The sequence below is a fragment of the Leptotrichia shahii genome (assembly GCF_008327825.1).
GTDB classification, from domain to species: domain Bacteria; phylum Fusobacteriota; class Fusobacteriia; order Fusobacteriales; family Leptotrichiaceae; genus Leptotrichia; species Leptotrichia shahii.
This window is the reverse complement of record NZ_AP019827.1, coordinates 632,506-654,089: the sequence shown is the minus strand read 5'-3', so window position 1 is coordinate 654,089 and position 21,584 is coordinate 632,506. Positions and strand designations below refer to the sequence as shown.

Here is a 21,584-nt window from a genome sequence, read left to right as displayed (position 1 = left end):
TCTCTAATTTTTCTCCTCAATTAACTTAAATCCCTCTAAATCAGCTTTTTTAAATTCTTCAATCAATTTTTTTCCATATATCCAAACTTTTTGTTGCCAAGGATGTCCTAAATATCCAAAGTGAAAATTAACATCTATAAAAAAATAATAATCTCCATTTGGACAATATGTTGGAAAATATGCAGTATACCCGCCACCCCAGTAGCGTTCATCTTTAACTTCTATAATTTTAGGCTCATCTTTAATACGAGGATTATATCTAAAACAAGAATGTTGCCAATCCAATGCATACAATTCCGCATTTTCCTTAGTACATTTTAAAAAAATTTCTGTTATTTTATCGCGAATTTCTTTTTTAAATCCCCAATCTACAAACCCTTCAATTTTCTCTAGATTTCTATAATGATAACTAATATCATAAACTATATATGGTTCTTTAAATTCAAACGCTATTTCTTTTTTATCAACACTAGGATTAAAATTAAATCTATCATAAACTATATCCCAGACTTTATCATATTCTTTATTATCTAATATTACCATTTTTTTATACTCCAGTCCATAAAAATTTTTTACAAAAAAAAAGACTGCTTCATAAGTCAGTTATTTTTGAAAAACTTACAAAACAGCTTTTTCATTTTTATTCTTTTATTGCTCTTGTTGCCACAAAACTTGCAATATTAAGTTCATGCAACCTTCCAAATCCATTTGTATCATCATAAATATCTGTTAATCTAAATCCAGCTTTCAACTGTCCACCTATCTGTTCTGATATTGTGTGGGAAAATTGAATTCCACAGTCCTGTTCTTCCAACTGTTTTCTTTGCTCTTCGTTGACTAATGGATTGAATGGAAGACTATTAATGAGTTTTTCTTCCTTTTCATCTACAGTATAATTTGTTCCAATATCAAGACCACACAATAAAATTCCACCTTTTTTCAAGATTCGGTAACATTCTTTAAAAACTGGTTCAACTTTTTCGATATAGGAGTTGCTTACTGGATGAAAAATTATGTCAAAACTATTGTCTGCAAATGGTAATTTTTTTGTCATATCGGCTTTGATAATCTCTATTTCATATTTTTCACGTTCTGCAACCATTTTTTCAGCTTCCAGCTGTTTATCTGAATAATCCAGTACAGTACAATTTGCACCCAAAGCTGTAAATATAGGCATTTGCTGTCCACCACCAGAAGCTAGTCCTAATATTTTTTTATCTTTTAAGTTTCCAAACCATTCGTGAGGTACAGGATTTGTTGGTGTTAGGAGAACATTCCAATTACCATTTTTAGCATTTAAATAAGTTTCATGACTAATTGGCTGTCCCCATTCCCAGCCTTCTTCAACCCAGCGGTCAATTGTTTTTGCATTTATTTCCTGATAAGATTTTATCATTTTTATTCCTCTTTTAAATCATTTAATTTTATTTTTCATACGGCAATCCCGAAGCCTTCGGCGCTTTCGATTTTCCTACAAATCCAATTAATGCCAACAATGTCAAAATATACGGTATCATTGTCAAAAATTGCTGAGATATTGGGAGTCCTATTGTTTTTGAAACGTCCGCGAATGCTTGTCCGAAAGCAAATAATAAACTTGCTAAGATTGCTCCTAGTGGATTCCATTTTCCAAAGATCATTGCAGCCATTGCGATATATCCACGTCCTGCTGACATGTTATTTGAAAAGGCTGGGAGTAGGACTGCTGTAAGGTAAGCTCCTCCTAATCCTCCCAATGCTCCTGATATAAGTACGCTTATATATCTTGTTTTGTAAACGCTTATTCCTACCGTGTCGGCTGCTAGCGGATGTTCTCCAACTGAACGGATTCTTAAACCTAAAACTGTTTTGTATAAGAAGAAATACATTACGATTGCGATTCCGTAGATTACAATTATCATTAATGGACGGTTTGCCAATGATTTTGCTAATGGAGTATTTCCAGCTGTTTTGTAAATCGCTTTTATTAGGTATGATGTTGTTGCTGCTGCGAATAGATTAATTGCAACTCCGCTTATAATTTGATTTCCTTTCAGGTTAATACTGATTACTGCGTGAATTAGTGAAATTAAGATTCCTACTATTACTCCAAAAATTATCCCTAAATATGGATTTCCTGTGGCAATATTGACAACTGCCGTTGCAAATGCTGAACTTAGCATAATTCCTTCTAGTCCAATATTAATGACTCCACTTTTTTCAGAAATACACGCTCCTACGGCTGTTATAAGAATTGGAGGTGCTATTACTATTGTTTGCTGTATTAAATCGAATATTTGCTTTATAATCATTTTAATTTTCCTTTCTGACTTAATATTTTTTATTTGATAACCAATTTACGCTGCTTTCTTTTTATTAAGCATAAATTTAAATAAATTTTCTGATGCTACAAAAATGATGATTAATGCTTGTATAATAAATACAATTTCCTTATCAATCTGATATCTTTGCTGCAACATTTGTCCCCCAACTTCAAGTGCCGCATAAAATATTGCCGCAACTAATATTCCAAATGGATTATTTTTTCCAAGAAGTGCTACCGCAAGTCCTGTAAATCCATAATCTCCCATTATAAGTTCAGTGTATGAATATTCTGAAGCTCCTCCTAAAACACGTTCAGCTCCACCAAGTCCAGCACAAGCTCCAGCGATTCCCATTGCTAAAAACATGATATATTTTGGATTAATTCCTGCATTTTCAGCAACTGTATCACTTTGTCCAACTGCTTTTATCTCATATCCTTTTTTGAAATATTTGAAAAAGAAAAATATCCCTATTGTCAAAAGAATTGCGATTATAAAACCAAAATTTAAGTTTTGTCTTGTAACATTTGCAAAAAGTAACGGTAATCTTGCCCCTTCAAAAACACGTGGAGATTGTGTATTTTGTGAAGCTGGATCCTTTAAAGGCCCATTTAATAAGAAATTTTGTAATTCTAGCATAATATAGTTTAACATAATTGTACTAATTACTTCACTTACTCCAAATTTTGCACGTAAAAATCCTGCTATTCCAGCCCACAAAAATCCAGCAATTAGAGCCACTATTATTACAACAATCACATTTCCGAAAACATAATTTTTAAATGTGATTGCCCAAAAAGTCGCAGCTAATCCTCCAGCAATCATCTGTCCTTGCATTCCTATATTAAATAATCCCGCTTTAAAGGCCACCATTGTTGCAAGTGCAGAAAATATTAACGGAGTTGCGATAAATAATGTATTTGCAAGTCCACTAAATAACGGAGATCTTGGATAAGGCTGATAAAAAGCCGCCCGCATCACATCAATGTAGGCTGTAAATGGATTTACACCCTTTGTTATCATTATTATTCCACCAATAATTAATGCAATTAATACTGCAATTATAGATGGTAGAAAATCCTTTATCTTATTTTTAATCATTTATTTTCCCTCCTGCCATTAATATTCCTAATTTTTCTGTTGTTGCATCTTTTCTATCCAAAATTCCTACAATTCTTCCTGAATACATTACCGCAATTCTGTCACTTAACGCCATTATTTCCGATAACTCAGCCGAAACAAGCATTATCGCCTTTTTCTGAGTTTTTTCATTCAAAATTGTATTGTGAATCATCTCAATTGCACCAATGTCGACTCCCCTTGTAGGTTGTGCCGCAATAATAAATTTATTTTCACGTTCCAGTTCTCTTGCTACAACTACTTTCTGCTGATTACCACCAGACAGTCCGCCAAACTTGATTTTCCCATCTGTTGGTCTAATATCGTATTTTTCTATATATTCATTAGTTTTTTTCTCAATTTCGCTATAATCCAGCAATGCTCCTTTAGAATACTGATCCTGAAGTCCCAAGGCCATATTTTCTTCCATTGTAAAATCATCAATAGTCGCCCTTTTGTGTCTGTCTTCAGGTATGTGTGAAAGCCCCTTTTCCTTAATAAGTTTTGGTGTCTTGTTTTCCAGCTCATCATTATCTATAAAATATGTTCCGCTATCAACTTTTGCAAGTCCTGCCAAAGCCTCAATAAGTTCAGTCTGTCCATTTCCCTGCACTCCAGCTATTCCCAGCACTTCACCTTCACGGATTTCAAACGAAACATCCTTAACTTTCTCGATGCCTCCACTTTTTACTGTCAAATTATCAATTTTTACAACCACATTTCCCAATTTCACATCTGGACGTTTCACTTCAAACAGTACAACACGCCCAACCATAAGATTGGCAATCTTTTCCTTCGTAGCTTCATTAGTTTTCAATTTTCCAACATCACTTCCACGTCGAATAACCGTAATATTATCAGATAAATCAAGCACTTCCTGTAATTTATGTGAAATAAAAATAATTGTTTTTCCTTCTTTTATAAGATTTCTCATAATTTCATAAAGTTCCTTCACTTCCTGCGGAGTCAGCACCGCACTCGGCTCATCAAATACCAGAAGTTCCGCACCCTTAAATAATATTTTCAAAATCTCAATTCTCTGATGAATCCCAACTGATAAATCCGACACCTTTGCATCTGGATCAATGTTTAAGCCATATTTTTCAGAAACTTCCCTAACCTGCTTTCTAGCAGTATTCAAGTCAAAAAATACTCCACCTTTTTTAGGCTCAAATCCCAGAACCATATTTTCGGCAACTGTCAAGGTATCAATTAGCATAAAATGCTGATAAACCATTCCAATTCCCAAATTTGCCGCAGTTGTAGGACTGTCAATGTCAATTTTCTCTCCCTTGTAAAAAATCTCACCAGAAGTCGGAGAATACAGCCCGTTCAAAATCTTCATAAGCGTAGACTTCCCAGCCCCATTTTCCCCAACAATCGCATGAATTTCCCCCTTTTTAACCTTCAGCGTAATATCATCATTTGCAACAATCTTCCCACCTAAAAATTCCTTCCGTATATTTTTCATTTCCAAAATATATTCGCTCATTTTTCCTCCTGCTTCTCTAAGATTTATCCTTATTCAATATTTTTTTATCCATAAATCATTCATCCAAAAACTTTTTTCTAAATTTATATTTTCAAATTATTTTTATAAATAATTATCACTTCTTTTTTATATATTTTTTTATTTTAAATATTCAAAGAGAATCATTCGCCATTCCCTTTGAACCCTCCGCTCATCTAAGCATTTTTTGAAAACGAAATCGAAACTCGCTTTACTCAAACAGTCGATTTTATTTCCAAAAAATCACGATAATTTTAATTTGACTACAAATATTATTTTGAAAAAATTATAATTGTTAGGATAACCTTCTTAAAAATTGATAAGCAAAATTTTGTTAAAGAAAAAAGAACTGTTTGAGCTTTTGGAATATATTTTAAATTGAATTAATTTCTACCTATCAATATTATCTATATTCAAAAGCGAGTTTTCTTTTTTCTTTATAAGAAAGTTTTGCGTAAAGCGGGGATGCAAGGGCATGGCGTTTGATGCCCTTGCGTTAAAAAAGTTAAAAAGTAAAAAGTAAAGAAAAAACTATTATTAATAAAAATAACCTAAAATAAAAAAGTCTTTTAGATGAATGATTTAGGATTCTATATTTTATACCAAAAATAAAATTTTAAAAAAAGTCTGATACATAATAATTTGAACTTGTTTTTAACAAATTAAGTACTTCTATTGGCTTTTTAACTACATTTATTTTATAATCATTATAATAGTATTTGGGCTTTTCTCCTCCTATAAACACTACTGTATTATTTTCATTATAAGTATACCCATGATATTCGCTATTTTCAAGAAGTAACGGTGTTCTTTTTAATTTTAACTGATTTTTTGCAAGTTCTTCAATAATTTCATTAGGAAAACCTGTCAAATAAACGTTTCTTTGAAGTTCTGGCAATACAGCCTGATCTTCAAGTTTATCAGAAATTAAGATATCTTTGTCAAATTTATATACTGAATCATCCTTAAATTTATTTAATCCTGAGTTTTCATAGGTTTCTTTTATAAAAAATTCAACGTTTGATTTCTCAAAGTTTTCTACAACTTCCTTACGGTTATTTTTTAACTCTTCAATTAAAAATTCCTTATCTAATTCAGAATAGACATTTTTCGGATTAAAATCAATTTTATTCAAAAGTTCATAAAGCACATAAATTTGTCTATTCAAATATTCCTGATCTGTCCCAACATATTCCTTCAAATTAGCACCGCTAGACATTGAAATTATCTGCTGTCTATAATATTCATCCAAAGAAGATGCTGGCAATTCAAGTATTTTTTCCTCTTCGGATAATTGATCAACTTTTATATCTTGCATTTCCTGATAAAATCTTTCTTCCAAAAGCAATGAATACTTTTTACCTTTTCTTATATTCTTCAAAAAAGCATTAAATTCATTATAAAATCTATTTTTCCCAAACAAATCTGTCGGATATGTAATTTCAAACAATTTAATTTCATAACGTCCTGGAATTACCTTACGCATTTTTTCCTTTCCATCAATCATCACTTTTACCTGGTTAAATCGAGGCTTTTCCTCTTCCCTCCATTTTATCTCCTTTTTTATTTTATCAAAAAGAGCAAAACTTGTCATACTGCACCCAAGTAACATTAACATTATTAATTTCTTCAAGTTTTTCCTCCTGAAAGTTTTTATTTTTTGTTTTTTTAATTTCAATCTTTATATAGATATGTTCAATAACTTGAGTTTTTTTATCTCTACAAGGGGTCAAGACCCCTTGCTTCAGAATATTTATTTTAAATTCTGAACTTGTATAGTTATCGAACGGATCTATTAGAAAAAATAATTTATCTAAATATTTTAAATTTAATTTATAAATTTTCTTTTATAGAAATAGCAATATTTTCTGGCACAACCTCCATTAGTTCCGCAAGTGTCGCATTCCGTATATTTTTTATCAATCCAAATTTTTTTATCAATTCCTTTTTCCTTTTCGGTCCAATTCCAGAAATGCCATCTAACGCACTTTTGACATTCCGCTTACTTCTCAATTTTCTATGATGTGTAATTCCAAATCTATGAGCTTCATCTCTTAATCTTTGCAAAATCTTTAACGTTTCATCCGTTTTTTCAAATAAATACGGCTCACTTTCATAACTTTTAAAAATTTCTTCTTCTCTTTTTGCAATTCCAATTACATCAGTATACTCCATTTTTCCAAGTTTTTCCAATACATCCACAGCCACTCCAAGCTGCCCTTTTCCACCATCAATTAGAATCAGATTGGGCATTTTCTCGTTTTCTATTTTAGAATATCTTCGTGTTAATGCTTCCCTCATCATCAAAAAATCATCTGGCGTATCTTTTACAGTAATTTTAAAATGCCTATATTCCTTAGGCGTTGTTTCTCCGTCAATAGCTACAGTCATTGCCGCAACCGCATCTTTCCCTTGAATATTTGAAATATCAAAGCAATCAATTCTATGAGGCAAACTTTTTAATCGCAGTTCTTTTTTCAAATTTCGCAACCCTTCCTGAACCATACGCCGTTTTCTATAATATTTATCAACTTCTTCCCGTAAGTTCAAATATCCCATTTCTAAAAGCTGCAATCTTCGGCTATTAATCTTTGGAAAATGAAGTTTTACTTCCTTATGTTTTTCAATTTTTGCCCATTCCTTTATCAAAAATTCACTTTGCACAAATCGTTCATCACAAATAATATGCTTTGGAATATTCCTTTTTTCATAATATGAAGTAATCAACCGCTCAAAAAGACTTTCCTCTTGACTTCTTTCCATTGAAATTATTATGTGATTTTTATTAATAACCTTCCCTTCCCGAATGTTCAGCACACATAAAAACACATTTTCTCTTTTTTCCTCAAATACAAACACATCCTCGTCAATTTCCTTGCTATACTCGATAATTTGTGTTTCCAGCATTCTTTTTAACACAGCCAATTTTTCACGCTCGTTAATCGCACGCTCAAATTCCATTTCATCACTAAACTGTTTCATCCTATTTTCCAGCATTTCAAGAACTTTATCAGAATGTCCCTTTAAGAAATTTTTGAAATTGCTTACATTCGTACTGTATTCATCTTCAATATCTTTGTATCTACAAGGTCCAGGGCAAGTTTTCATATAATACTTCAAGCACGGCTTTGTAATTTTGTCCATATTTCGGTTGCAATCTCGAACAGGAAATATTTTAATAAGCGACTTCATTGCAAAAAATATTCCCATTGGGTAAGGCCCAAAATATTCGGCATTCTCATTTAATTTTTTTGTACTTCTCACAATTTCCACCTTTGGAAATTTTTCCTTTGTAAACTTTATATACGGATAAGTCTTTTCATCCTTTAACAAAATATTATATTTTGGCTTATTCTTTTTTATCAGATTATTTTCCAGAATAAGTGCCTCAACTTCTGATTTACAGATAAAAAACTCAATATCCCTAATATTTTTAACCAATTCCAGCGTTTTTTGATTATGCGAATTTACATTTGTAAAATAAGATTTTACCCTATTTTGCAAATTTTTTGCCTTTCCCACATAAATAATCTTTCCTCGCTCATTTTTCATCAGGTAAACTCCTGGATTTGTGGGAATATCCTTATATTTAACTGGCGATTTTATTTCTTTTTCTATTTTTTCTGTCTTTATTTCTTCTTCCATTTTCGTATCTTTTTATTCTTTCCTTTTAATTATATAAATTAAGTAAAACTAAATTTCCTTTTTATCTCCCACTTCCCTATGAAATTTTCCAATATGATAATCTATTTTTTGTGAAAGATCATCATAAAGTTTATTTACAAAAGTAGCCGAACGATGCTGTCCGCCTGAACATCCGATCCCTATACGTAAATGTGATTTTCCTTCCTTTTCATATTTTGGAATTAAGTACAAAAGCATATTTAAAAGCATTTTATAAAACTCCTGACTTTCTGGAAGCCCCATAACGTAATCTTGCACTTCCTTATGATTTCCAGTTTTATTTTTTAAATTATCAATATAATAAGGATTTGGCAAAAATCGTAAATCAAACATTAAATGTAAATCCAAAGGAATTCCATATTTAAATCCAAAGGAAGTTAAATTAACACTTATTTTTTTTCTTTGCCCTGAAAATTCCTTTTCTAAAATTTCCTGCAACTTCTTCACTGTCAATGTACTAGTATCAATTACCAAATCAGCTTTTACCATAAAATCCTTTATAATTTTACGTTCTGCCTTTATATTGGCAAGCAGCGTGTCATACATATTCAATGGGTGCTTTCTTCTGGAAAGCTCATATCTACTTAGTAAAACATCTGTTCTTGCATCTAGATAGATCATAGTATGAGATATTTCCTCTTTGTCCAATATTTCCAGCTGTTTTGTCAACTGTTCGATAAATTCCTGATTTCTAACGTCTATTGCTATTGCCACCTGATTTCTTTTTCCACTGCTAATAAATATTTCATTCAAATACTGAAACAAATTAATAGGAAAATTGTCAATACAAAAATATTCCCTATCCTCAAAAAATTTCATCGCCTCAGATTTCCCAGCTCCACTCATTCCAGTTATTATAACTAATTCTTTTTTCATCTTATCCATAAAAAATTCCTCTTTAAAAAATAAATTTACTTCTCTAATTTCCCTTGAAATTATTATAGCATATCTCCAGACAAATATAAATAATTTTTGATAGACAAAATTTTTATATTTTTTTTAATTTTTTATTTCACAAGGAATCAAGACTCCCTTGTTTCAAAATATTTGTTTTATTATATTCTAAATACATATAGTTTCCAAACAAGTCTAATATTGAATTTTCTTTAAAAATTCATTCCTTAGGATCAAATTAAAAATTTAAATATTGACAATTTTAAAAATTTGTATTAAAATAAATTGTAATGATTACAAAATTAAATAAATTTGTATAAATAAAATTTGGAGGTATAAAAAATGGATTTTAGTTTAAATCTTGGGGCTTTAGATGAAGGAAAACTGGCAAAAATTGATGAAAATAAACTTTACGATGTAACCGTAGTAGGTTCTGGACCTGCAGCTGTTTCAGCGGCAATTTATGCAGCTAGAAAAGGTCTTAATGTGGCAATGATTGGTGTGAAAATTGGAGGACAAGTTCTTGATACAAATGAAATTGAAAATATTATTGGAACTATTTCGACAACTGGAGCTAAATTTGCCCAAACTTTGGAAAAACATCTGAAGGAATATGAAATTGCATTTAAAGAAGGACATTTGGTAAAAGAAATAAAGGAAGATGGAAAAGATAAAATTTTGGTAACTGATGATGGAAAAAGTTACAAGACAAAAACAGTTATTATGGCAACTGGAGCAAAACCAAGAAGTCTTAATATTCCAGGAGAAGCCGAATATGTTGGAAAAGGGGTACATTACTGCTCAACTTGTGACGGGCCTTTCTACAAAGGACTGGATGTTGCTGTAATCGGTGGCGGAAATTCAGGTGTTGAAGCGGCTCTTGATTTATCTGGAATTGCAAAATCAGTTACATTAATTGAATTTATGCCTGAATTAAAGGCTGATAAAGTTTTACAGGAAAAACTGGCTGAACAATCGAATATAAAAGTAATTTTAAATTCTGCAACTACTAAAGTAAATGGAAATGAATTTGTGGAAAACATCGTTTACAAAAGCCGAGAAACTGAAGAAGAAAAAATATTAAATGTGGAAGGAATGTTTGTAGAAGTGGGATTATCACCTAGAAGTGAAGTCGTAAAAGATTTAGTTGAAACAAACAAAATTGGAGAAATTATAATCAATCCTGAAAACAACTCAACTTCCGCAGCAGGAATCTTCGCAGCAGGAGATGTTACAAATATCAAGCAAAAACAAATAATCATTGCAATGGGAGAAGGGGCAAAAGCAGCACTTGGAGCATTTGATTATTTAATTACAAAATATTAATTTTATTGTATTTACTTTAATTAATTACTAACAAGAAGTCTTGACTTCTTTCTAAAAAATTTATAATTTAGTATACGATGGAGCTGTCTTATAATTTAAAAATAATTTTACTAACATAAATATTATATATTTTTAAAGATCAATAGATACTATTTTTATTGATTCTATAAATATAGTAAAATATATAAAATTTATGATTCTGGAATTTTATTTATTTTGTAAGATAGCCCCATTTTTTTACTGTATTTATAAAAAATATAAAAGGTTGACATTCAATTTATAATTGAGTAAAATACTATTAATTTAAGAATTTTTTTAATACTAAATTTTTTTAAAAATCAAAAATATTTTTTATTTGAAAATAAGAAATTTTAAATTCTCTTTAAATAAATACTATTTAATGCTATTTCCCATTTAAACAGCAGAATAGTTATAAATTTCTTTACAAGAAGCCAAGACTCCTTATTTAGTAAACATTATGAAATATAATTTCTATTTTTTAAAAGAGGTTTAGTATAGATGTGAAATTCTAAAAGGAGGAAAATAGTGAAAACCTTAATAAGATTAATACAGTTTGTATTAAGTGAAATTGCTGAATTATGTAGTTTAATTTCATTGACAATAATGGCTATAGGATTTTACATGATATTGCCAATTTTAGTATTTTTTGCTCTTCTTGCTTTTATTTTTGCTGGAAATTGGAGCTGGCTTTTAGGTGTTCTTATTTACGTTTTAATTGCTTGTGCAGTTTTTCTAATTTTTAAATTCATCCCAGCATTTTTGAATTTTATTGTAGGAATTCTTTTAAATGAAAGAGGAGAAAACAAAAGAATTTATAAAAATTATGAAAAGTGGTATGAAAATGTAAAAAATCAAGAATATGAAAGAAGAAAAAAAGCTCAAGAAGAATATCAAAAACAGCAATACAAAGAACAGCAGTACTGGAAAGAACAATCTCAAAAATGGCAGCAATATCAAGAGTATTCAAGACAGCAAAATAAAAAACAAGACAACAGCAATTCACGTTTTGATTATCAAAATACAAATGATGGAGGAATTATTCAGAAATTTGAAGAATATCTAGATATTTTGAAAATTGATAAAAATGGAGAAATAAATGAGGATGTAATAAAAAAAGCATACAGAAGGGAAATAAAAAAAGTGCATCCAGATAGAAATTCGGATCAAACTGCTAATGCTAAAGCTCAAGAATTAAATATGGTAAAGGAATTTCTAGATAACCAATTGGAATATTATCTAATGCAAAGGAGAAAAGGATAATGATTATAAAAAATTATAAATATATAAAATTAGCTTATACAGCAAGATTTCTGATTTTTTTAGCCTGTATATCAACACCAGTTCTTTTAAAACTTGGAATATTTGTTATTGGTATCTGTTTTGTAATTTCATCTTCTATAGTTTTTGGCACTAATGCCTGTGAAAATATAGTTAGCAAGGAAATTAACCGAAGAATGTCAAGACTTCCAGTTCCAAAAAATCAGATTTTCAAATGGAAGAAAAGCAACAGTATCGGTTACGCATTTACAGATTTATCAAAAGGAACGATTTGGATTTGCAGCACACAGACAAAATTTGAATTGCACATATATTTTCTTTCAGAATTTGATATAACAGAATCTTTTAGAAAAATTCAATTTAAAAAGCACCCAGATACACTTAAAGAAAATGAACTTAGAGAGTTTACGATATTTACTAACTTATAATAATTTGATTTGTTTTCTGATAAGAAATTTTTGCCCTTGCTAAAAATTTTGTTTTCAAAAAAAAAGAAGTTATCTGAGTTAAAGTAACTTCTTCTTTTTTATTTAAACTAGTTCATAAGCCCAAAAGTTAAGATTTTGAAAAATTCTTCATTTTCATCGCTCATTTCCCATTCTTTTCCATTTTTTACATACTTAACATCTAAAGTCTTTTCTGTATATTTCAGGTCTTTGCTACTAAATTTTTCATTAAAAAATTTTTTCCCAAGTTCTGATATTTGGGTTTGTAATTCCTCATTATTTTTTGGCATAGCTTTTGAAAGTTTTTCAGACATTCTACTTTGAAGCTCTGGCATATATGGTTTCAAATCTGGAGATTTTATAGTAACGTTAATTGTAGCTGTATCTCCTTTTGCTTCAACTTTATTAATTTTGTAAGTTATCTTTTTCATTCCTTCACCATACATTTTACTAAACTGATCCAAAATAATAGCTACATCTCCTCCTGCTTTACCAAATTTTGATAAATTTCCTGACTGTATTACTTTCATTTGTCTCTCAAATTCCTTTTGTGCTGGATGAGTTCCACAGCTTACTACAAATAGAAGCATACTTAATAAAATTAATATTTTAACCTTCATAAGATTACTTTCCTCCTTAAAAATTTACTATATTATACCATAAAATATATATAGATATATCCAGTATTTCATTAGATTTACATTACTTATAAACTGCTTTTGTTTATATTTACTAAAGTTTTAAAAACATTGTTGCAAAATTAAAATAAATTATAAGCGTCACAGCATCTGAAATCGTTGTTATCAAAGGTGTCGCCATAACCGCTGGATCAGCCTTCACAATTTTTGCCCCAAGCGGAAGCAATGCTCCAACCAGCTTTGAAATAATTACTGTAAATACAAGTGTCAATGAAACGACAAAAGCAATTATAAAATTAGTTTTTTCAAGTGTTACAAGTCTTATAAAATTTAATAGCGCCAAAACTACTGATACCATTATTCCAATTGAAAATTCCTTTTTAATCACCTTAAAGGCATCTTTTGGAGAAATTTCTCCAAGTGCAAGAGAACGGATTACCACCGTTGAAGATTGTGAACCAACGTTTCCACCACTTGACATAAGCATTGGAATAAATGCGGTTAAAATAATAGACTTTGCCAGAACTTTTTCATAACCTTGTATTATATTTCCTGAAATTGTGTCGGAAATCATAAGAACTGCAAGCCACCCGATTCTTTGTCTTGCCATCGTAAAGACACTTGTTTTTAAATAGGAATCATCTGTAGGCGAAGTAATTCCAGCCATTCTATGAAAATCTTCCGTAACTTCCTGATCCACAACATCCAGAACGTCATCCACTGTAATTATTCCCAAAAGCCTATTTTCGTAGTCAACAACTGGCATAACGATAAAATCATACTTTTTAAATAAATCTGCAACTTTTTCCTGATCATCATTTGTATTTACACTTAAAAAATTTGTATTCATAATATTTTCAATTACAGTATTGTCCTTTTTAGAAATCAATTCCTTTAGTGAGAGTACGCCTTCCAATTTCCCGTTTTTGTCAGTAACATAGCAAGTATAAATATTTTCCTTGTCTTTTCCAGTTTTTTTAAGCTGTCCTATCGCCTCTTGAACTGTCATATTTTTCTGAAAATCCACATATTCAGTCGTCATAATGCTTCCAGCTGAATTATCTGGATATTTTAGAAGCTGATTTATCAAGTGTCTATCTTTTCTATCTGTATTTTTCAAGATTTTTTTTACAATATCCGATGGCATTTCCTCGATAATGTCGACAATATCGTCAAAATACAGCTCATCAAATATTTCCCGTGTTTCAACATCAGTTGAAGCATGAATAATCATTTCCTGATGTTCGCTGTCCAAATATGAAAATACATCCGCTGCTTTATCTTTTTTTAAAAGTCTAAAAATCATTATTACAAGCTCTGGCAGTTTAAATAAGTTTATCACATCTGAAATTTCAACTGCATTTAATTTATCTAATTCTTTTTTTATTTCAAAATATTTTTTTTCCTTCAAAAGATCTTCAATTATTCTTTTTATTTTTTTCACTTTTTTCTCACCTCATTTTTCTTATATTAGTTATCATATAACTTCGATTAGACAATCAATTTTTATATTCTTAAATTTTATAAAAATATTTACTTTATAACATTACTTAAAAACATAGTTGCAAATCTAAAGTAAATAGTAAGAGTAAGCGCATCTAAAATCGTTGTTATTAAAGGCCCTGCCATTATTGCCGGATCCATTTTAAAAGTTTTAGCGATAACTGGTAAAAAAGCACCTATTATTTTAGAAATTATAACTACAAAAATTAAAGTTACTGAAACTGTCATTGCAACATTTAAAGGTGTTTTTGTCAAAGTTATAATTCTTAAAAAATTTATTGCCGCTAAAACAACAGCTACTATAAATGAAATAAGAAATTCTTTTTTTAATATTTTAAAAGTATCTTTTGTATCAACTTCCCCCAATGCCAAAGCACGGACTACAATTGTCGAAGACTGTGCGCCTGCATTTCCTCCAGTGTCCATCAGCATTGGAATAAATGAAGAAAGTATAACTACAGACTGCAGCACATCTTCATATTTGCTTATAATTCTTCCAGTAAATGTAGCAGAAATCATAAGCACGATAAGCCAGCTAATTCTTTGTCTTGCCATTGTAAAGGCGCTTGTTTTTAAATAAGACTCCTCCACAGGCGAAATCCCGGCCATTCTATGAAAATCCTCTGTCGCTTCCTGTTCCACAACATCCATTACATCATCAATCGTAATGATTCCTAAAAGTCTATTTTCATCATCAGTCACAGGAAGTACGATAAGATTATATTTTTTTATTATTTCCGCAACCTTTTCCTGATCATCATTTACATGAACACTTATTACATTTTTATTCATAATATCTTGAATTGGCTCATCATCTTTACTCGTAATAAGCTCCTTTAGGGAAATTACTCCTTCCAGCCTTCTACCTTCATCAATCACATAGCAGGTATAGACATTTGCCATATCTTCCATAACATCTCTAATTTTAAAAATTGCAGAAGACGCTGTCATATCCTTTTTCAAGTCCATATATTCAGTTGTCATAATACTTCCAGCTGAATTATCTGGATATTTTAACAAAAGATTTATTGTGTGTCTATCTTTTGCATCAGTATTCTTTAATATTTTTTTTACCACATTCGATGGCATTTCTTCAATAATATCGACAATATCGTCAAAATAAAGCTCATCAAATATATTTTTAGTTTCCACATCTGTCATGGTTTTAATAATCATTTCCTGATGTTCACTGTCCAGATATGAAAATACATCGGCTGCCCTATTTTTAGAAAGTAGTCGAAAAATCATTATTAATTCAGAAGATTCAAACTGATTTAATAGTTCTGAAACTTCCACTATATTTAAGTCATTTAGATATTTTCTAATTTCAAAATATTTTTTTTCATCTATAAGTTTTTGAATAATGTTATTTTCCATTATTATCTCCTTTCTTTTTTCTTCTTTGCACTTTTAATTTTTTAAAATTTTTCTGCAAATAAAAATCAGGAGAATAACAGCAACGAAGATATTCCCTTTATCGATATTTGCACAAATTTTTAAATTTTAAATTACTTAAATCTTTAAATCTCTCTTCCGGGACTTCCTCGTTCAAAACATCCACCTCCAAAAAACATTAAAATTAGCATAAATTTCAAATATTTATATCCATTATTTTTATTATATCCAAAATCAAAACAAAAATTAAGATAAATAACTAATAAAACTTATGCCTACAGAAATTTTACCAAACAAACCAATGATTGTCAATAAATTTTGAGAGATTTGATAAATCTCTGATACTAAACATCATTTAAATATCATAAATTATTTTATTAAAAAAATTTGACTTTTTAGATTTTATGAGGTATATATATGATTAAATATTCATATAACTAAATTTAAAAACTTCAAAATTGAAAATAAATAAAAAAGGAAGGGAAATAAAAGGAAAGCAGTAGTAGTTAATAAAGAAGGAACAGGAATAGAAGTTGTAGAAAAAGAATTAAGAGGATTAAAAGCTGGAGAAGCATTAGTTGATGTGGAATATTGCGGTGTCTGCCATACTGATTTGCATGTGGCTCATGGTGACTTTGGGAAAGTTCCGGGAAGAGTTTTAGGGCATGAAGGAATTGGGATTGTAAGAGAAGTTGCTGAAGGTGTGACATCACTCAAACCAGGAGATAGAGTAAGTATCGCTTGGTTTTTTGAAGGATGTGGAAAATGTGAATACTGTATTAATGGACAGGAAACACTATGTAGAGATGTAATAAATGCTGGATATTCTGCAGATGGCGGAATGGCTGAACAATGTATTGTTACAGCTGATTATGCAGTAAAGGTACCTGAAGGACTGGATCCAGCTCAAGCCAGCAGTATCACTTGTGCAGGAGTTACAACTTATAAAGCGATAAAAGTTGGAAAACCTCAACCAGGACAATGGGTAGTAATTTACGGTGCAGGAGGATTGGGAAACTTAGCAGTTCAATATGCTAAAAAAGTGTTTAACACTCACGTAATTGCTGTTGATATTAATGATGATAAATTGGCACTCGCTAAAGAAGTTGGAGCAGATTATGTTATAAATGGCAAAAAAGAAGATCCGGTTGCAAAAATTAAAGAATTAAGCGGAATTGGAGCTCATATTGCTGTAGTTACTGCTGTATCAAAAGTTGCATTTAACCAAGCTGTTGATTCGGTAAGAGCTGCAGGAAAAGTTGTTGCAGTTGGACTTCCATCAGAAACTATGGACTTGCCAATCGTGAAAACTGTATTGGACGGAATTGAAGTAATCGGATCGCTTGTTGGAACAAGAGAAGACTTGAGAGAAGCATTCCAATTTGGAGCAGAAGGATTAGTTGTGCCAGTAGTTCAAACTAGAAATATCGAAGAAGCCCCTGAAATCTTTAAGGAAATGGAAGAAGGAACAATTCAAGGACGTATGGTAATTGATATGCATTCACATTCTTGTGGTTGTGGACATAAACATTAATCAATTTAAAATTATAGTAAAACTTACTTAAAACTGATCTCAAAAACTATAATTATTTTACTCAAATTCTAAATTTATATAATTTTTATCAGTTTAATTTTAGATGTGTTCAAGTATATTTAATGATTTTAAGTCATCTATGTAAATAAAAAAATGTAATTAACTTAAATTGTTAGTTACATTTTTTCTTATTTTTTACTTTTTAATTTTTATCATTTTAATAAGATACTAATTTATCATTTATCAAAACTCTCGGATTTTTTGAACTAAACAAAGGATAGCCTCTGTCATTTAATTTTGCATCATAAACTGCTATTTTTTGAACATTAATTTCATTTTTTAAAATATGTTTTGCCAATTTACCATCTATATAAATTTTCCTTTTAGAAACTTCCTTTTTATATTCATTTTCCTTCTTTTCATAACACTTTTCCACTCCTGAACTAATTTCATATACAGGAAAATCAGCATATCCATAAAAAGTCCTAAATCCTATTATTGATAAAAAATCTTTTGAATTTATTGTACATTCATAATAAAAAGTTTTACTTGATGAATTTTCAAATTTTCTATAGTCACTTTGGGAATTTTCTCTTTCATCTTTCATTTTTTCAACTAGTCTATATTCTCTATTATCCTTTGGATTATAAATTTTACCATCTACAATATTTTTATCACTTGAGCTTGAACTCGAACTTGAATAATTATCGCCACCTATAAAAGCATCTCTTAATTTTGACCAAAAATCTGCTTTTATTACTGGTGTTACCATCATAAATGCCAATAGAATTAATATTAAAACTTTTTTCTTTTTCATAAAAATCATCTCCTAAAACTTATTTTTAATTTTTAAACCAAACTTTTATTTAAAAAATATCTTATTAATGAAAAATGATCAAATATATAATTTAAAATTCATAAAAAATCTATAAATTTATTATTCAAAAAAGTCTATCAAAAATTAACTCTCACACCAGCTGTAAACACATTATTTTTAGCCTTTTTATCAATTTTTTCATCATAATTCAAATACCAGGCAAATTTTGAACTAACTTCATTTAAAACTCCAGCTCCTACCCATGTTTGACTCTTTGAAAGCCCTATTCCCTTTACTTTAAATTTTGCATCTGGTAGTCCTGAATACGATGCTTTAAAATTCAAATTTTCATTATTAAATGCCCTTTGATGTGTTATGTATCCTTGTAATGTAGTTTTTGAACCATTTTCAAAATTAAATTTCTGACTAACTCTAACTCCAGCAAGTCCACTTGTTTGCTTGTAAGTCTTTTTATCCGCCTTTAATCCAAATTGGCTATTTTCCTCATGAAATGCTCCTCTTTGAACTGTATCGTGCGAGATTCCAGCAAATGGTGTCAATACAAAATCACCTTTTTTCACATCATACCCTGTTTCTAAATATCCTGAAATTACTTTATCATTATGCTCAATTTTTCCTCGTGAAATATCATTTTCAGATAAAATAATATCCCTTTTAACTTCACTATTTACAAATCCAAGTCCAACTCTTCCTTGCAAATACATCGGATTATCTTTATTTCCAACTCTTCCATACAATGAAATTCCAAAATTATCTGCATCTGACTTTCCACCATGTCTATCAAATTTCACATTTCCTTTTGAATAAGCTAAAGCCGTTCCTAAAATCAAATTTTCTCCAAATTGCTTATCAATTCCAACCTGTCCTCCATAAACTTTAGTTTTTCCTTCAGCATACCCATTTTGTTTTAATTTCCCATTAGCTCCAATGGAAGAAATCCATAATCCAAATTTATCACTAGTATTATCAAGCGTTCCGAGCATTACAAGTCTATTTGATAAATCCTTATTTATTGTTTGCGATTGTTGAAATGTTAAAGCTTGAGCTGAAGCATAAATTTGTCCTGATAAACTATCTAATATATTTGAACTCAGAGATAGGGAATTTTTTTGAAGTTTTGCCGCACCTAAAGCAAAATTAGAAACATTTGTATTTCCTTCAGCTATTTTTTTATCTAATTCTTTAAAAGAAACCTCTAAATTTTTAGCAGTATTTTTCTGCATTTCATCGCTATTTTTCAAGCCATTTACATAATCTTCCACATTTTTTCTACTAATTGTAGCTTCAACTGAATTTCCTTTATTTTCCACTTTTCCATTAATCAATTCATCAGTTTCCACTTTTGCAAATTGTCCTTCTATTCCTTTTTCAGCTTCAATAACTGCCGATGTTGTTGGTGTTGCAGTAACGTATCCATTACTCAAAAGTTTTACTGTGCTTCCCAAAGTTTGATTTCTTTCTCTTCCATCAATTTTTATTGTTCCTTTTACTATTAATTTTGATCCAATTTCTGCTTCTGTCACTGAACCATATTTCGCTGTATAATTTCCAGTTATAATCGCTCCTGTTCCAATATTCTTTAATGTTCCTTTATTTACAACATCAACTGCCTTATTAACAGTTATCTCCTCCGTATAATAATTTTTAGAAATTTCTCCTATCACAGTTTCAGGATTTGTAATCAATGTTCCATTTGTTTCTATTTCAATATTTTCGGGAGTAAATTTTTTCTTAACATCGAGTATTCCATCTTTTATTATTGTTTCATATTCAGAAGTATTGTCTCCTTTCAAAACTAGTGTTCCACCATCTACTTTTATTTTATAAAAAGAATTTTTTCCTTCTAAAATTAATGTCCCTTTTCCATTTTTTTCTAAATCTGTATACGCACCATAAATATTATTTCTAAAAATCCAAGTTTTTGTATCTGGAACATGAAACTTGCTTAACCTGTAATTCAAGTTTCTTGGTCCATTTAAAGCAGTAGTAGCATCTAAAAGTCCATATCCAAATACATTATCCACTCCTGCTGCTCCGATATCAGTAGCTGTTGAAAGAATTATGTCTCTAATCATATCCATTTTCATTCCAGGAAATTTTTCACGTACCTGATCTACCGCTTTTGCAACATTTTCCGCTGCTTTTGCTGATGTTCCATCTTCACTTACCGCAGTTATAGTCCATTTACTAGCTACCCCTGCATTTGACAATGGCTCTAAATCCTTCCATTCCAATCCTGCAGTTCCAGATTTATTCACAAGTGCAACTACATTTACCCAAGATTTTTCCAAAGTTTTTTCAAAATAAGGAAGTCCTCCTTCAAGTGACGGATTTTTATTTCCTTTGATGTTCCCTGCTGGCCAAATATATAAATTATCTCCACCTGAAACTGAATTTACTCTTGCAATATACTCGTCCATTAAATCTCCGCCAATTGCTGCTCGATAACTATTTGAAGCAGTTAAATCTGAACTAAAATCTGTAACTTGCTGTGTAGTTCCTGTACTGTGCAAAAATATCTTTCCATTCATTGGAATCCCTGAAGATGTCTGGTAATCTTGTTTTTTTATTAGTGTTCCAGCTATATTTGGAATTTTAACTATATCACTTGTTGCCGTTGTAAGTATTATACCATTTGGATATTGTGATGAATATCCTCCAATTCGGATCACAATTTCACCGTTATAATAAACATCTGAGGCACTTGGTCCTTTTGGTTTTGGATCTGCTGGTTTTGGCTTTGGGGCTGGTGTTGGTGTTTTTCCTGTACTGCCATTTCCACCACTACTTCCACAGCTTATTAGGGATAAAAGCAAGGCATAAATAAATATCTTTTTTATTTTACTTTTCATATAGACCACTCCCATTATAATTTGATTTGAATCTTGACTTGATTTAATTTAATTATAATATATTAACATTAAAGAAAAATGAGAAAATAAATTTAATAGCGTAAATTATTTGACTTTTTAATTTTCAAATGTTATAAATATATAGTGGCAAATAATGTAGTAAAACCATATTAGACTTGTTTTGAAATTATATTAGAATTATAATAAAACAGATATTATGAAGCAAAAAATCTGGAACCTTTG

General features: G+C 30.1%; 16 protein-coding genes and 1 pseudogene. 4 read left to right on the top strand and 13 right to left on the bottom strand.

Features of this window, described 5'->3' with window-relative positions; all coding sequences use genetic code 11:
- Nucleotides 1–3: 3 nt before the first annotated feature.
- The 8 genes from F1564_RS02990 to rapZ all read right to left on the bottom strand — a co-directional run bounded on the left by F1564_RS02990 (nucleotide 4) and on the right by rapZ (nucleotide 9,501).
- On the bottom strand, nucleotides 4–543 hold the full coding sequence (locus F1564_RS02990; protein WP_018451467.1) for a DUF2716 domain-containing protein: 540 nt from the start codon (nucleotides 541–543) through the stop codon (nucleotides 4–6).
- 97 nt (nucleotides 544–640) lie between these two features.
- Complete coding sequence (locus F1564_RS02985; RefSeq protein ID WP_018451466.1) at nucleotides 641–1,396, bottom strand: class I SAM-dependent methyltransferase; 756 nt, start codon at nucleotides 1,394–1,396, stop codon at nucleotides 641–643.
- A gap of 28 nt (nucleotides 1,397–1,424) precedes the next feature.
- The gene (locus F1564_RS02980; RefSeq protein ID WP_018451465.1) at nucleotides 1,425–2,291 is read right to left on the bottom strand and encodes an ABC transporter permease; all 867 of its coding nucleotides are present in this window, start codon (nucleotides 2,289–2,291) and stop codon (nucleotides 1,425–1,427) included.
- Nucleotides 2,292–2,336: 45 nt separating this feature from the next.
- Nucleotides 2,337–3,404 (bottom strand): ABC transporter permease, encoded by a 1,068-nt coding sequence (locus F1564_RS02975; protein ID WP_018451464.1) that lies wholly within the window; start codon nucleotides 3,402–3,404, stop codon nucleotides 2,337–2,339.
- Nucleotides 3,397–4,914 carry an ABC transporter ATP-binding protein gene (locus tag F1564_RS02970; protein ID WP_018451463.1) on the bottom strand — a complete coding sequence of 506 codons (1,518 nt, stop codon included), beginning with the start codon at nucleotides 4,912–4,914 and terminating at the stop codon, nucleotides 3,397–3,399. Before F1564_RS02970 ends, F1564_RS02975 begins: the two co-directional genes overlap by 8 nt.
- A gap of 634 nt (nucleotides 4,915–5,548) precedes the next feature.
- Nucleotides 5,549–6,565: a hypothetical protein gene (locus F1564_RS02965; RefSeq protein ID WP_018451462.1), complete on the bottom strand. Its 1,017-nt coding sequence runs from the start codon at nucleotides 6,563–6,565 to the stop codon at nucleotides 5,549–5,551.
- A 200-nt stretch (nucleotides 6,566–6,765) separates the two neighbouring features.
- Nucleotides 6,766–8,577: an excinuclease ABC subunit UvrC gene (uvrC, locus tag F1564_RS02960; RefSeq protein ID WP_018451461.1), complete on the bottom strand. Its 1,812-nt coding sequence runs from the start codon at nucleotides 8,575–8,577 to the stop codon at nucleotides 6,766–6,768.
- A gap of 48 nt (nucleotides 8,578–8,625) precedes the next feature.
- Nucleotides 8,626–9,501 carry an RNase adapter RapZ gene (gene rapZ, locus F1564_RS02955; protein ID WP_018451460.1) on the bottom strand — a complete coding sequence of 292 codons (876 nt, stop codon included), beginning with the start codon at nucleotides 9,499–9,501 and terminating at the stop codon, nucleotides 8,626–8,628.
- 351 nt (nucleotides 9,502–9,852) lie between these two features.
- Between rapZ and F1564_RS02950 the strand changes: the two genes are divergently transcribed.
- The 3 genes from F1564_RS02950 to F1564_RS02940 all read left to right on the top strand — a co-directional run bounded on the left by F1564_RS02950 (nucleotide 9,853) and on the right by F1564_RS02940 (nucleotide 12,563).
- A complete protein-coding gene (locus tag F1564_RS02950; RefSeq protein WP_018451459.1) occupies nucleotides 9,853–10,836 on the top strand; it encodes an FAD-dependent oxidoreductase in 984 nt (327 codons plus the stop codon).
- Between the two features lie 546 nt (nucleotides 10,837–11,382).
- Nucleotides 11,383–12,117, top strand: a complete 735-nt coding sequence (locus F1564_RS02945; RefSeq protein ID WP_018451458.1) for a J domain-containing protein — start codon at nucleotides 11,383–11,385, stop codon at nucleotides 12,115–12,117.
- Nucleotides 12,117–12,563: a hypothetical protein gene (locus tag F1564_RS02940; RefSeq protein ID WP_018451457.1), complete on the top strand. Its 447-nt coding sequence runs from the start codon at nucleotides 12,117–12,119 to the stop codon at nucleotides 12,561–12,563. Before F1564_RS02945 ends, F1564_RS02940 begins: the two co-directional genes overlap by 1 nt.
- 107 nt (nucleotides 12,564–12,670) lie before the next feature.
- On the opposite strand, the gene F1564_RS02935 is transcribed toward F1564_RS02940, so the two are convergent.
- The 3 genes from F1564_RS02935 to mgtE (F1564_RS02925) form a co-directional block, all read right to left on the bottom strand.
- Nucleotides 12,671–13,201, bottom strand: coding sequence for a hypothetical protein (locus tag F1564_RS02935; protein WP_018451456.1), 531 nt, complete (start codon nucleotides 13,199–13,201; stop codon nucleotides 12,671–12,673).
- A 112-nt stretch (nucleotides 13,202–13,313) separates the two neighbouring features.
- Complete coding sequence (gene mgtE / locus F1564_RS02930; RefSeq protein WP_018451455.1) at nucleotides 13,314–14,663, bottom strand: magnesium transporter; 1,350 nt, start codon at nucleotides 14,661–14,663, stop codon at nucleotides 13,314–13,316.
- A gap of 89 nt (nucleotides 14,664–14,752) precedes the next feature.
- Entirely contained in the window at nucleotides 14,753–16,099 is a 1,347-nt protein-coding gene (gene mgtE / locus F1564_RS02925) for a magnesium transporter (protein ID WP_018451454.1), read from the bottom strand.
- 523 nt (nucleotides 16,100–16,622) lie between these two features.
- Between mgtE (F1564_RS02925) and adhP the strand changes: the two are divergent.
- Nucleotides 16,623–17,651: pseudogene (gene adhP, locus F1564_RS02920) on the top strand (alcohol dehydrogenase AdhP); the annotation flags it as partial.
- Nucleotides 17,652–17,868: 217 nt separating this feature from the next.
- Here the strand turns inward: adhP and F1564_RS02915 are convergent.
- Both F1564_RS02915 and F1564_RS02910 read right to left on the bottom strand, forming a co-directional pair.
- A complete protein-coding gene (locus tag F1564_RS02915) occupies nucleotides 17,869–18,468 on the bottom strand; it encodes a hypothetical protein (protein WP_018451452.1) in 600 nt (199 codons plus the stop codon).
- A 137-nt stretch (nucleotides 18,469–18,605) separates the two neighbouring features.
- Nucleotides 18,606–21,341 carry an autotransporter domain-containing protein gene (locus F1564_RS02910; RefSeq protein ID WP_018451451.1) on the bottom strand — a complete coding sequence of 912 codons (2,736 nt, stop codon included), beginning with the start codon at nucleotides 21,339–21,341 and terminating at the stop codon, nucleotides 18,606–18,608.
- Nucleotides 21,342–21,584 lie beyond the last annotated feature (243 nt).

Coding starts and splice junctions, on each gene's coding strand:
- F1564_RS02990 (WP_018451467.1), bottom strand. CDS start 543: ATGGTAATATTAGATAATAAAGAATATGATAAAGTCTGGGATATAGTT.
- F1564_RS02985 (WP_018451466.1), bottom strand. CDS start 1,396: ATGATAAAATCTTATCAGGAAATAAATGCAAAAACAATTGACCGCTGG.
- F1564_RS02980 (WP_018451465.1), bottom strand. CDS start 2,291: ATGATTATAAAGCAAATATTCGATTTAATACAGCAAACAATAGTAATA.
- F1564_RS02975 (WP_018451464.1), bottom strand. CDS start 3,404: ATGATTAAAAATAAGATAAAGGATTTTCTACCATCTATAATTGCAGTA.
- F1564_RS02970 (WP_018451463.1), bottom strand. CDS start 4,914: ATGAGCGAATATATTTTGGAAATGAAAAATATACGGAAGGAATTTTTA.
- uvrC (WP_018451461.1), bottom strand. CDS start 8,577: ATGGAAGAAGAAATAAAGACAGAAAAAATAGAAAAAGAAATAAAATCG.
- rapZ (WP_018451460.1), bottom strand. CDS start 9,501: ATGGATAAGATGAAAAAAGAATTAGTTATAATAACTGGAATGAGTGGA.
- F1564_RS02950 (WP_018451459.1), top strand. CDS start 9,853: ATGGATTTTAGTTTAAATCTTGGGGCTTTAGATGAAGGAAAACTGGCA.
- F1564_RS02940 (WP_018451457.1), top strand. CDS start 12,117: ATGATTATAAAAAATTATAAATATATAAAATTAGCTTATACAGCAAGA.
- F1564_RS02935 (WP_018451456.1), bottom strand. CDS start 13,201: ATGAAGGTTAAAATATTAATTTTATTAAGTATGCTTCTATTTGTAGTA.
- mgtE (WP_018451454.1), bottom strand. CDS start 16,099: ATGGAAAATAACATTATTCAAAAACTTATAGATGAAAAAAAATATTTT.
- F1564_RS02915 (WP_018451452.1), bottom strand. CDS start 18,468: ATGAAAAAGAAAAAAGTTTTAATATTAATTCTATTGGCATTTATGATG.
- F1564_RS02910 (WP_018451451.1), bottom strand. CDS start 21,341: ATGAAAAGTAAAATAAAAAAGATATTTATTTATGCCTTGCTTTTATCC.